The sequence below is a fragment of the Perlucidibaca piscinae DSM 21586 genome, from assembly GCF_000420045.1.
Lineage (GTDB): Bacteria > Pseudomonadota > Gammaproteobacteria > Pseudomonadales > Moraxellaceae > Perlucidibaca > Perlucidibaca piscinae.
This window is the reverse complement of the sequence record NZ_ATUE01000005.1, coordinates 600,705-613,602: the sequence shown is the minus strand read 5'-3', so window position 1 is coordinate 613,602 and position 12,898 is coordinate 600,705. Positions and strand designations below refer to the sequence as shown.

The following is a 12,898-nucleotide window of genomic DNA, read 5'->3' as shown; positions in this document are numbered from 1 at the left end:
GCAGCCAGCCCAGACAAATTGTGGAGTCGACCATGCGCATCCGGGACTGGCCTGCCGCCGAGCGGCCACGCGAGAAACTGCTGACCCACGGCGCCCGCCAGCTCAGCACGGCCGAGCTGCTGGCGCTGTGCATCGGGCATGGCCAGCAAGGCCGAACGGCCGTCGATCTCGGACGTGATGCGCTGACGCATTTCGGCAGCCTGCGCGGCCTGCTCGACGCCCCGGTCAACGACCTCGCCGCCCTGCCCGGCTGGGGGCCGGCACGCACCGCGCGCCTGCTCGCCGCCGTCGAGCTCGGTCGTCGCCAGCTCGAGGAACCGCTGGCGCGACAAGCCAAGCTCAGCGGTCCGGAAGACACCCGTGCCTTCCTGCGCGCCTGCCTGCGTCATTACGACCATGAGGTGTTTGCCGTGCTGTTCCTGGACAACCAGCACCGCGTCATCCACTTCGAGGAACTGTTCCGGGGCACCGTCGACAGCTGCTCGGTGCACCCGCGCGAAGTGGTCAAGCGCGCCCTGCACCACCGCGCCGGCGCCGTCATCTTCGCGCACAACCATCCGTCCGGCGTGGCAGAGCCGTCTCCGGCGGACCGCCAGATCACGCGCCGCCTCAAGGAAGCGCTGGCACTGGTGGACGTGAGAACGCTGGACCATCTGGTGATCGGCGACGAGCATCCGGTGTCGTTTGCGGAGCGGGGATGGCTGTAGCGGGACCGGAAACGCAAAAGCCCCGCTTCTGGCGGGGCTTTTGATGGCTACAGGCTCAGCTCAGAACGTGTAGGTGGCCGACAGGCGTGCCGCGATGGGCGAACCAGGGGTGATGTTATTGTCGTTGTGGGCGTTCACGAAATAATCGCGATCCGTCAGATTCTCGATATTGAGCTGCAGATCGAGACTCTTGCTGGCCTTGTAGTAGGCAGCCGCATCCACGCGAGCATAGCCAGGCAGCGTGACCACATTGCTGTCAAGCGCGTACATCTCGCTGCGACTGATCACACCCAGGCCCAGACCGAAACGATCGTTCAGATCATAACGGTTCCACAGCGAGAACGTGTGACGAGGCGTCTGAGCAGTTTCGTTGCCAGCCCGGATGGCTGTGGTTTGCGAGCGCGTGATTTCGCTATCGGCAAACGCGTAGCCCCCAAGCACGGACCACCGATCAGTCAGCTTGCCGCTGACTTCGAATTCCGCACCCTTCACTTCCTGGCCATCCACCAAGGTTGCCTGTGTCACCACCAGCGGATCCGTGACCAGGACGTTGTTGCGATCCAGTCGGTAAAGCGCGGCACTGAGGCTGAGGTCTGGTCTTGCATCCCACTTCACGCCCACTTCCTTGTTGATGAACTCCTCGGGATCGAAGCCCTGATTGGCTGCGCTCAACGAGCTCAGCTGGTCTCCGGCGCGCGGAACGAAGGTCTGACTGTAGCTGGCGTAGATGGACACATCCTTGACCGGCTTGTAGATGAGCGCTGCACGTGGTGACAGCTTTGCATCCACCACTTTCCCGGAGTTGGCTGCATTGAGCTTGTCCGTGAAGTCCGTCTTGAAACGATCCTCGCGCACACCGATCACGGCCTGCCAGTTCGGTGTGAACGTGATCTGGTTCTGCAGATACACGGCGCTGACATCGACGGTCGTTTCCGAGTTGCGGCTCTTCGTCGTGCCGAAGGTGGCAATGTCGAATGGCTTCTTGACCGGCTGTGCTGCCAGGCCGGAGGCATTGATCCGGAAGTTTTCCGACTGCTGACGACCGAACTCCGTGCCCAACACCAGCTCATGGCTGACGCGTCCGGTCTTGAACGGCACCAGCAAGTCCGTCTGGTTGAAGAGGTTCTGACGCTGGGTATCATCGAGATAGCCCGCCAGCGCCACTGTGCCGGCATTCGTCACAGGGCCGTTGGCATACACGTTCTGGTAATACTTGTCGTAATCTGCAAAACGCGTCTTGTTGGTCAGCTTCAGGCCATTGTCGAAGCGATGCTCGATCGTCGCTCCCAAGGCTTGCACCGTGGTTTCGGTCGGACTTTGCTCGGCGTTGCCGTAGAAACGAGTCTCGTCGGACTTGAACGGCTTGCCGTTGCGCGAAGGCACGCCACGATCGGTAACGCGCAGATCGTTGAAATGCTCGGCCGACAGCACGATCTTCGTTTTGTCAGATGGCTTGATCGTGAGCGTCGGGCTGATGCCGTTTCGCCGCAGCGAGACGCCATCACGGAAGCTTTCCGAATCCTCGGTCACCAGATTGATTCGTCCAGCCACCGTCTCATTCAGAGCTCCGCCGACATCGGCAGCCAGACGCTTGTGATGGAAAGAGCCCACCGAAGCGCTGATCTGGCGTATCGGAGACCAGTTGGCTTCCTTGCTGACACGATTGATCACGCCACCCGAACCGCCACGGCCAAAGGCCAGGCCGTTGGCGCCCTTGAGCACTTCGATGCGATCGATGTTGTAGACGTCACGGTAGTACTGCACGTCGTCCCGCACGCCGTCCAGATAGAAGTCACCGGTACTGATGCTGCCACGAATCACGGCGGCATCGCGGTTGCCCTCACCCTGCGCGAACGTCACGCCCGGGGTGTAACGCACGGCTTCGGCCATGCTCTGCACGGCCTGGTCCTTGATCTGCTGCGACGTCACCACGCTGACCGACTGCGGCGTATCACGCAGCAGGGTGTCGGTCTTGGTCGAGGAGCGGCTGCTGAAGGCCTGGTAGCCCTCGGTGGCGGGCGCCTCGCCGGCTGCGGTCACCTGGACCTCGTCGAGCACCTTGTCGGCAGCCAGCGCCGGCGACGCGAGAACAGCCAGGGAAACAGCAAGTGCCAGCGGACGGCGTGCCGGCAGGGAACGTGTGGCGTGGGACATCGACATGAAATCGCACCTGTTGACTGAAAACAGGGCGATTCTATGTCAACTAAATCTAAATGAGAATAGTTCTACACTAGATTTGCAAATCGGATCTCGCCACGCCGGCCCGCCTCAGATCTGGATGTGCTGCGGCACCGTTTCCCACTGCACTTCCTCCATCCAGTCCGGGGTCACGGGCTCGGTGAAGATGAACACGGCCAGCAGGCCGCCGAGGAAGATGACGCGCAGCAGGCCGTCCCCCATGCGAGGCGGCGCGATGCCGCGCAAGGCGGCGTGGGTCGGGCCGACTTCCGCGCCGTAGCGGTCGCGGAACAGGAAGGCAGCGAGCAGCAGTCCGAGCGCGACGAGAAACCAGAAGCCGCCGAAGAAGAGCAGCAGGGCACCCATGATGCCGACCAGCACGACGCCCGGCATCAGCGCGCTGAGCCAGACCGCGAACACGGCAGCAAACAGGATCATCCAGGCAGTCAGCGCGATCACGAAGGTTCGCACCATGACCCAGACACGGCCACCGCTGCGGTACTCGCCCGTGAACAGGGGGCGTCGCGACCAGTACATGGCGAAAGCCAGCGGGCCGACGAGGCAGACCGCAACCACCCAGGCCATGGGGGAGTTCATCTGGCGCCGATCGGCATCCAGGTAGAGCCAGACGCACAGCGCCAGCAAAGTCAGCAGCAAGGCAAACATGCAGACATCCTTTCAATGAGGTGATGCGGACCGCTGCCGGCAGCGATCCGGGAAGACAGCGGACCGGCCACTCGGCCGGTCCGTGCCTCGAAGTCTATCCCGTGATCACGAACTTGCCGATGCCCCGGCAGTGTCCGTCGGCAGATCGTCCTCCACCGGATCCGGGGCGATGTCACGCCCGAGGTAGAGGTACATGGCCGGCACCACGAACAGCGTGAACAGGGTGCCGATGGTCATGCCCGAGGCGATCACCAGCCCCATGGAGAAGCGCGCGGCGGCGCCCGGACCGGAGGCGATGAGCAGCGGAATCATCGCCAGCACCAGCGCTGCCGTGGTCATCAGCACCGGGCGCAGACGGATCGACGACGCCTCCTCGATGGCCAGACGCCGTGACAGCCCCTGCTTCTGCAGCTGGTTGGCGAACTCGACGATGAGGATGCCGTGCTTGGAGATCACGCCGATCAGCGTCACCAGACCGACCTGGGTATAGATGTTGATGGTCGCCCCGGCGACCTGGAAGAAGGCCGCGATGTTGAGGAAGAGCAAGGCGCCGCAGATCGACATCGGAACCGTGACCAGCATGATCAGCGGGTCACGGAACGACTCGAACTGCGCCGCCAGCACCAGGTAGATCACGATCAGCGCGAAGAACAGGGTCAGCACCAGCGCCGAGCCCTCGGTCTTGTACTGGCGCGACTGGCCGGCATAGTCGACACTGTAGTCCTTGGGCAGCGACTCCGCCGCTGCCTGCTCCAGCACCGCCAGCGCCTCGCCCAGGGTCACGCCCGGTCGCGGCACGCCCGACAGGGTCACCGCATTGAGCTGCTGGAAGCGGTTCAACGACTGCGGCTGCACGGTCTCGCGCAGGGTCACCACGGTCGACAGCGGAATCAGCTCACCTGCCGCCGTGCGCGTGTAGTACTGCGCCAGCTGGTCCGGATTCAGGCGCTCGGCGCGCTCGACCTGCGGAATCACCTTGTAGGAGCGCGACTCCATGCTGAAGCGGTTGGCGAAACCGCCGGACAGCATGGCCGACATGTCAGCCGCCAGCGTGCTCATGCTGATGCCGAGCAGCGCCGCCTTCTCGCGGTCGACATCAACCTTGACCTGGGGCTTGTCGATCTTCAGGTCGCTCTGCATGAAGATGAACTTCTTGCTCGCCATGGCCTTGCCGAGCACGGCATTGGACGCCTCCAGCATGGCCTGCGGCGATGCCGTGCTGGTGATGATGAACTCGACCGGGAAGCCGCCGCCGCCGCTGGGCAGCGAGGGTGGCGCGAACACCGCGTTGCGCAGGCCGGCCACCTCGCCCGCCTTGCCGGTGACCTCGGTGAGCACCTCCTTGGTGCTGCGCTCACGCTCGGTCCACGGCTTCATCACGATGCCCGAGATGGTGGTGTTGCTGCCCACGGCCGAGCCGCCGCCACCAACGCCATTGAGCTGGAAGTAGTTCTCCTTCTCCGGGATGGCGTTGGCGATCCGGGTCAGCTCGTTGGTGAACCGGGTCAGGTAGTCCAGCGACGAGAACGAGTCGCTCTGCGAGAACATCAGGAAGAAGCCCTGGTCCTCCTCGGGCGCGAGCTCGGTGGGCGAGGTCTTGAACAGGAAGAAGCACGACACCAGGATGATGCCGCCGAAGGTGGCGATGACGTGCTTGTCCTCCAGTGCACCGTGCAGCGTGCTGCGGTAGGACAGGCGCAGGGCTTCGAACTTCGCGTCCAGCCAGTGCGCGAACCGGTTGCCCTTCTCCTCGTCCGGCGAGCGCAGCAGCATGGCCGACATCATCGGTGACAGGGTCAGCGCGATCACCCCGGACAGCAGCACCGCGCCCGCCAGCGTGAAGGCGAACTCGACGAACAGGGTGCCGGTGAGGCCGCCGATGAAGCCGATCGGCAGGTACACCGCGACCAGGGTGATGGTCATCGCGATGACCGGACCGAGCAGCTCGCGCGCACCCTTGATGGCCGCCGCAAAGGGCTTCATGCCCTCCTCGATGTGACGGTGGATGTTCTCCAGCACGATGATGGCGTCATCGACCACCATGCCGATGGCCAGCACCATGGCGAGCAGGGTCAGCAGGTTGATCGAGAAGCCCATCAGCAGCATCAGGAAGCAGGCGCCGATCATCGACAGCGGTACCGTCACCGCCGGAATCAGCACGCTGCGCATCGACCCGAGGAACAGGTAGATCACCACGATGACGATGAGGATGGCCTCGACCAGGGTCTGGATGACCTCGTTGATGGCGTCCTGGATGTAGCGCGTCGAGTCATAGGGGATGTTGGCCTCCAGACCCTCGGGCAGCTGCGCCAGGATCTGCGGCCAGGCCTCGTCACGCACGCGCTTGATGACGTCCAGCGAGTTGGCATCCGGCGCCACCTCGATGCCCATGAAGGTCGCGCTCTTGCCGTTGAACGACACCGAGGTGCTGTAGCTCTCCGAGCCCAGCACCACGCTGGCGATGTCGCCAAGGCGCACGATGGCGTCGTCGGTGGAACGCACCACGAGGTCGCGGAACTGCTCCGGCGTGTTCAGGTCGGTGGCTGCGGTGAGATCGACCTGCACCATCGAGCCCTTGGTCGAGCCCAGCGCGGCCAGCACGTTGTTGCTGCGCAGCGCGTTGTAGACGTCGCTGGCGGTCACGCCCAGCGCCGCCATGCGGTCGGGCTGCATCCAGATGCGCATGGCGAAGGTGCGGTCGCCGAGGATGCGCGCGCGCTGCACGCCAGGCACCGTCGACAGGCGCGGCTCGACCACGCGCACCAGGTAGTCGGTGATCTGGTTGTTGTCGAGGATGTCGGAATAGAACGACAGGTACATGGCCGCCGTGGTGTCGCCCACCGACAGCTCCACGGTCGGGTCTTCCGAGGCCTCGGGCAGCTGGTTGCGCAGCTTGTTGACCTTGGCCGCGATCTGGGTGAGTGCCTCGTTGGGGTCGTAGTCCAGACGCAGGTAGACCTGGATCGAGCTGACCCCGGACAGGCTGGTCGACTTGATGTAGTCGATGCCCTGGGCAGAGGCGATCTCGCGCTCAAGCGGCGTGGTGATGAAGCCCTGGATGAGGTCGGCATCGGCACCGACGTAGACCGTGGTGATGTTGACCACCGCGTTCTGCAGCTCGGGATACTGGCGCACGTTGAGGTCGAACACCGACTTCATGCCCAGCAGCAGGATCATCAGGCTGACCACCAGCGCCAGCACCGGCCGCTTGATGAAGATGTCCGTGAATTTCATGGCATGACTCCGCTCAGCTTTCGTCCGGTGTCGGGGCGGCCGAGGCCGATGGCGTGACCGAGTTGTTGATGATCACGCGGGTGCCGTTCTGCAGCTTGAGCAGGCCGCTGGTGGCAACCTGCTCGCCGGCCTTGAGACCGCTGCTGATGGCGACCAGATCACCCCGGGTGACGCCGGTCTTGACGAAGCGGCGGGTCACGGTGAGCTGTTCCTCGTCCTTGCCGTCGGCGGTCTTGCCCTTGACCTTCTGGATCACGTAAACCGAGTTGCCGTAGGGGTTGTAGCTGACTGCCGTGAGCGGTACCGCGATCACTGGCGCGGCATCGGCGAGCTCGATGCGGGCGCGCGCGAACTGGCCGGGACGCAGCTGCGCCTGCGGGTTGTCGAAGCGGGCACGGACCTTGAAGTTGCGGGTGGCACTGTCGACCAGCGACTCGATGGCCTCGACCACGCCGCTGGCCGACGGCCCCTGCTCAACAGCCGCCTGCACGGTCTGGCCGACCACGACCTTGCCCAGGTCCTGCTCGGGCAGGGTGAAGTCGACATAGACCGGATCCAGCGCCTGCAGGGTGACGATGGGCGTGCCCGGACTCAGGTACTGGCCGAGGTTGACCTGGCGGATGCCCAAGGTGCCGCTGAACGGCGCACGGATGATCTTCTGGTTGAGCGTGGCCTGCTGCGCCTCGACGGCCGCCGTGGCGGCGCGCAGCGTGGCAGCGGCCTGATCCAGCTCCGAGCGCGACACCGCCTCGAGGCCGAACAGGCGCTCGAAGCGGGCATGCTCCTTCTTCGCCAGCTGGGCCTGGGCCTGCAGACGTGCCAGGTCACCCTGCTCGCTGCCTGCCGACAGGGTCACCAGCAGATCGCCCTTCCTGACCCGCTTGCCGGACTCGAAGTGCAGCGCCTGCACGATGCCGCCGACCTCGGTGGTCACGTCAGCGCCCTGGCTGGCCACCACGGTACCGACGCCGGACAGGCTGGGGCGCCAGCTCTGCTGCGTCGCCGTGGCCGAGGTCACCGCTGCCGGCGGCATCGGCATGTTGTCGAAGTACTGGTTCATCATCTTGTTGCCGAACCACTTGAAACCGAACACCCCGCCGAACACCAGACCGGTGATCACCAGCATCCAGACCATGCGCTTGTTCATGATTGTCTCGTCACTCTCGAATTCGTGGGGATATCAGGATGCCGGCGTCAGCAGGCGATCAATGGCGGCCAGATCGTCAGGCACCAGCACGCCGGCCTGCTGCCTCAGCTGCAGGCGCTTGAGCAGCACGTCGAAACGGGCGTTGTCATGGTTGCGGCGCGCCTGCACCGTGGCGGACTGGGCATTGAGCACGTCGACGATGGTGCGCTTGCCGGCCTCGTAGCCGTAGCGGGTCCCGCGTTCGGCGCTCTCCGCCGACTCCAGTGCCCGCCGGAAGGCCATGGCCTGCGCCTGCGCCGTCTGCACGTCGCGCACCAGGCGACGGGTCTCGCGGGTCAGCTCGCGCTCGACGCGCTCACGCTCGGCCTCGGCGACACGCAGACGCGCCTGCGCCTCGCGCACGCGGCTCAGGTTGCCGCCACCGGCGAACAGGGGAATGTTGACCTCGACGCCAACCACGGTGCTGTTGGCCTCGGAGCCGATGCGTGATTCGGAAGTGTCCTGGCGGCTGTGGCTGGCGACCAGGTCGACCACCGGCAACGCCGAGGAGCGCCGGCTTTCCAGGTCGGCACGCGCGACCGCGTGAGCCGCGCGTACCTGGACCAGCGCCGGGCTGTATTCCCGGGCCCGGGCCAGCCAGTCGGCCATCGCGATGCCATCATCACCGACGTCGGTGGTGCCGGTCAGCGTCGACAGCGGCGAGGTCTCGTCACCGGTGCTCTCGGCGAGCGCATCACGGGCCGCTGCCAGCGCCTGCTGCGCGGCCAGCAGCTGGGCCTGCGACAGATCGTCACGTGCCTGCGCTTCCTTGACGTCGGTGCCGGGAATCAGCTCGACCTCGTAGCGCTTGCGGGTGTCCTCCAGCGACTTGCGCACGGCAGCGGCCTCGGCCTGCGCCAGGCCCAGCTCGTTCTGCGCCCGCAGCACGGCCAGGTAGCGTTCGGCCACGCGCGCGATCAGTGCCTGCTGCCGCTGGGCGAAACCGGCTTCGGCCTGCTGGTCGCGGGCATCGGCACGACGTCCGCGCGCCAGCCAGTCGTAGCGGAACAGCGGCTGGCGCAGTTCGACGCCGGCCTGCCAGCCGGTGTAACGCTCGTTGAAGCCGGGCCCGAACGGTGTGCTCACCACCTCCGAATCGGTGTCGCTGTAGCTGCCCTGCGCATTCACGCCGGGCAGGCGGGTGGCGCGTTCCTGCACGCCGAGCTCGCGCTCGGCGTCACGGGTGGCCAGCGTGGCACGGGCCACCGGGTCGTTGCTGGCCGCGAGCTGCCAGGCCTCGGACAGGGTCAGCGCCGACGCGGACAGGGGCAGCAGGGCCAGCAGGCCGGTCAGGCCCAGCGCGGCCGCGAGCTGACGCGGGCGCGATGCCACGGCAGGCTCAGGCCTGGTCATCGGCAGAACACAGCTCATGAAAAACCTCCGAGCGGATACGGGTGATGAGGTCGTCGATGACGCGGTCATCGGACACATTCAGCAGCGGTTGCCAGCGCATGCCGTTGAGCAGGAACTGCACATGCCGGCACAGCAGCCGGTAGGGCTGACGGATGTTGAAGTGATCGAGCAGGCCATCCGCGTGCACGAGCTGGTGCACGCCCAGCGCCATCGACCAGGTACCGGTGGCCACCGCCTCGGGCGGCAGTCCGGCGGGGTCGAGCTCGCCGCTGGCAATGGCTTCGTGGACGATGCCGAGCACGGCATCGGCAATCGGCTGGCTGGCCGCGTAATGGGCCTCGCGACGGCACTGGCTGGCTGCCGTCCACACCACCTCGGTCTGCACGAACTGGGCGATGCGGAAATGCTCGGGATTGCGCTTGACGAAGATCATGTCGGCGACGCTGATCGCGAACAGGCGATCACGGGTACCAGCCTGCCAGGCGGCGGCACGCTCGAACAGGCGCGCCTGCTCGGCCAGTCCGGCGGTGGACAGCGCCAGCAGCAGGTCTTCCTTGCTGCTGAAGTGCTTGTAGATGGTGCCGATGGGGGTCTGGCTGAGACGCGCCAGCTTGGCCATCTGCAGGGCCAGCAGGCCGTCGCTGACAATCAGCTGGCGCGCGCAGTCAAGCAGCAGCTGCTCGCGCGCCTGCCAGTGCTGTTCGCGTTTGCTGGAAACGGCCATGAGGAATCCGGGCGCCTGAAATCGGACGAAAATAGTGAACGAGATTCACAATTTCGTCAACGCCACGGAGTCATGCCGATCGCGGACAGCGAACCCCCACCTTGAGCCCCCGGCCGGAAGTGCCCGCCGACAGCGTCAGCTCGCCACGGTGCAGCCGGGTCACTGCCGCCACCAGACTCAGTCCCAGCCCCAGTCCGGGGGTATTGCGGGTGGCGTCGAGACGATACAGGCGCTCCAGCACGCGCTCGCGCTCCGGCTCGGGTATGCCGGGCCCCTGGTCACTGACCGAGATCTGCCAGTACTCCGCCGTCTCGAACAGGTCGACATGGATCGGCGTATGCGGCGGGCTGTACTTGATGGCATTGTCGAGCAGGTTGATGAGCAGCTGAAACAGCAGGTCACGATGGCCGGTCACCAGGATGCTGTCCGGCAGGCTCACGGTCAGCAGCTGACCGGCCTCCTCCGCCAGCGGCTCCATGAACTCGACCGCATCGCGACACAGCTCGGACGCATCCACGCTGACGAACTCCTGACGCAGCACGCCCGAGTCGACGCGGGCAATGCGCAGCAGGGACTGGAAAGTGGCCAGCACCTGGTCCAGATCACCCAGATGCTCGCCCACCCACGTCGACCACTCCGCCGCGGCAGGCGGCGTGCCCTGCGCGCCTGCCAGTCTGGCGCGCAGACGGGTCAATGGCGAGCGCAGGTCATGGGCGATGTTGTCGGTGGCACCCTGGATACCTGCAATCAGGTTGTCGATGCGATCCAGCATGGCATTCAGGGTACCGGCAAGCTGGGCGAACTCGTCGTGATCCCCGGCATCCGGCAGGCGGTGCGACCAGTTGCCGGCCATGATGGTCTCGGCGGCTTCACGCAGGGTCTGGATAGGCTGCAGCGCACGCCGGGTGATGAGGTAGCCGGCCGGCAGCGACAGCAGCAGCACCACCAGCAGCCCCCACAGTGCGCCCTCGCGCAACTCGTGCTGAGTCTTGCGCAGCTCGCTCTCGTCCAGCGCGACCAGCAGGCGCGTGCCGTTGTCAAACTGCTGTGCCGCTGCCACCAGATGCGAGCGGCCGGGTCGTGACAGGCTGTCCAGCCTCGCCAACTCGCCATTCGGCACCACGCCGGGCAGCCACTGCCCGAGATTGCTGGCGAGCACCTCGCCGCGGGCATTCTCGACCCGGTAGTAACGCTCATGACCGGCTGACGGGCTGGCCAGGCGCTGGCGTACCAGCAGGGTCAGTCCCCAGTCGTTCTCGACGTGATGCTCACCGGCCAGCAGCGACAGCTCGGAGCTGACGCTCTCCTCGATGTGACGCAGCATGAAATGCTGGCTCAGCCACATCACGAACACCGTCAACAGCACATAACAGGCCATGATGACGGCAGCGTTCGAAAGCGTCAGCCGCTGTGATGTGGTCAGACGCATGTCAGAGCGGCTCCCGCACGGTGTAGCCAGCGCCGCGGATGGTATGGATCAGTGCCGGCATGCCCTCGGGATCGACCTTGCTGCGCAGACGCGAGATATGCACGTCGATGACGTTGGTCTGCGGATCGAACTGGTAGTCCCAGACGTTCTCCAGCAACATGGTGCGTGTCACCACCTGGCCCGCATGCCGCATCAGGTATTCGAGCACGCGGAACTCCTGCGGCTTGAGGCTGATCACCTGCTCACCCCTGCGCACAATCCGCGCGAGGCGGTCCAGAACCAGATTGCCGACACGCAGCTCGTTGCCGGTCTCGATGCCAGGCACGCGCCGGGTGATGACCTCGAGGCGGGCCACCACCTCTTCGATGGCAAACGGCTTGACCAGGTAATCGTCGCCACCGGCGCGCAGGCCCTTGATGCGTTCGTCGACGTGATCCAGTGCGCTCAGGATCAGCACCGGTACGCGTGACCCGGTTGCCCGCAGGGCGGACAGCACGGTCAGACCGTCCATCTGTGGCAGCATGCGATCAAGCACGATGGCGTCATAAGGCTCGCCGGTAGCCAGGAACAGTCCGTCCCGGCCATTGTCGGCGAGGTCCACGACATGCCCCTGCTCACGCAGAGCGCGGCACAGGAAATCGGCAATGATCGCATCGTCCTCGACCACCAGCAGACGCATCAGCCGCGACTCCGCAGACCAAACATGTCGCGCCACAGATGGCGACCCTGCAGGGCATGCCAGACCGTCATGCCGACGTGACCCGCGAGGTAGACCCAGAGCAGGCTGACCGCGCCTTCGTGGACCTCGGCAATGGCCTTCATCAGGTCATGCCGGGGATCGAGCAGATAGATCGCGGTGCCGGTACCGGAAAGCGTCAGCATGATCAACAGACCGAACCCTTGCCAGGCCTTGGCGGCACGTTCCTCGTCAACCGCATCGGCACGTCGACCAAGCAGGCGACGGCCGGACTGCCAGAGTGCAGCCCGGGCAGCGGCCGGCCATGGCCACAGGCGGGATGCCATGCCCGGCGTGCGCACCAGGCTCAGTGCCAGCAGCAGCACCAGACCACCGACCGTCATGCCCACGACCGCATGCAGGGTGTAGAACAGCAGCTCCTCGGCCGACTCGGCAGCCTCCCACGGCTCAGACATCCAGTCGGCGACCACGACCTGGTGCACCAGACCCAGAATGACCATCACATGCAGCAGCTTGCGCCATGCAGGACGGACTTCTGCAACATTCGCAGGAATGGAGGGCTCGGGATGTGACATGACAAGGTTCTCCTGGGTAATGCCCGCAGTATTGCCGAGGCAGCCTGTCCACGTCATGACCTGATCATGAACAGACTTTCACCTTTCGTTAAGGCAGGAGCAAGTGGCAGACACCGATACTGCCTGCAGTCCAACCGGTAACGCACTGT

Annotated in this window: 10 protein-coding genes; 1 reads left to right on the top strand and 9 read right to left on the bottom strand. The window is 65.3% G+C overall.

Annotated elements, in window-relative coordinates:
- Positions 1-32 precede the first annotated feature (32 nt).
- Positions 33-707 (top strand): RadC family protein, encoded by a 675-nt coding sequence (gene radC, locus F595_RS0103025; RefSeq protein ID WP_022955395.1) that lies wholly within the window; start codon positions 33-35, stop codon positions 705-707.
- Between the two features lie 60 nt (positions 708-767).
- On the opposite strand, the gene F595_RS0103020 is transcribed toward radC, so the two are convergent.
- The 9 genes from F595_RS0103020 to F595_RS0102980 form a co-directional block, all read right to left on the bottom strand.
- Entirely contained in the window at positions 768-2,867 is a 2,100-nt protein-coding gene (locus F595_RS0103020; RefSeq protein WP_022955394.1) for a TonB-dependent receptor, read from the bottom strand.
- A gap of 108 nt (positions 2,868-2,975) precedes the next feature.
- The gene (locus F595_RS0103015; RefSeq protein WP_022955393.1) at positions 2,976-3,551 is read right to left on the bottom strand and encodes a hypothetical protein; all 576 of its coding nucleotides are present in this window, start codon (positions 3,549-3,551) and stop codon (positions 2,976-2,978) included.
- Between the two features lie 105 nt (positions 3,552-3,656).
- Positions 3,657-6,785, bottom strand: coding sequence for an efflux RND transporter permease subunit (locus F595_RS12470; protein WP_022955392.1), 3,129 nt, complete (start codon positions 6,783-6,785; stop codon positions 3,657-3,659).
- A 13-nt stretch (positions 6,786-6,798) separates the two neighbouring features.
- Complete coding sequence (locus tag F595_RS0103005; protein WP_022955391.1) at positions 6,799-7,932, bottom strand: efflux RND transporter periplasmic adaptor subunit; 1,134 nt, start codon at positions 7,930-7,932, stop codon at positions 6,799-6,801.
- A gap of 33 nt (positions 7,933-7,965) precedes the next feature.
- Positions 7,966-9,342 (bottom strand): TolC family outer membrane protein, encoded by a 1,377-nt coding sequence (locus F595_RS0103000; RefSeq protein ID WP_169446925.1) that lies wholly within the window; start codon positions 9,340-9,342, stop codon positions 7,966-7,968.
- Positions 9,311-10,048, bottom strand: coding sequence for a TetR/AcrR family transcriptional regulator (locus F595_RS0102995; RefSeq protein WP_022955389.1), 738 nt, complete (start codon positions 10,046-10,048; stop codon positions 9,311-9,313). Before F595_RS0102995 ends, F595_RS0103000 begins: the two co-directional genes overlap by 32 nt.
- A 70-nt stretch (positions 10,049-10,118) precedes the next feature.
- Positions 10,119-11,477, bottom strand: coding sequence for an ATP-binding protein (locus tag F595_RS0102990; protein ID WP_022955388.1), 1,359 nt, complete (start codon positions 11,475-11,477; stop codon positions 10,119-10,121).
- A 1-nt stretch (position 11,478) separates the two neighbouring features.
- Complete coding sequence (locus tag F595_RS0102985) at positions 11,479-12,156, bottom strand: response regulator transcription factor (protein WP_022955387.1); 678 nt, start codon at positions 12,154-12,156, stop codon at positions 11,479-11,481.
- Positions 12,156-12,749 carry a cytochrome b/b6 domain-containing protein gene (locus F595_RS0102980; RefSeq protein ID WP_022955386.1) on the bottom strand — a complete coding sequence of 198 codons (594 nt, stop codon included), beginning with the start codon at positions 12,747-12,749 and terminating at the stop codon, positions 12,156-12,158. Before F595_RS0102980 ends, F595_RS0102985 begins: the two co-directional genes overlap by 1 nt.
- Between the last annotated feature and the right edge of the window lie 149 nt (positions 12,750-12,898).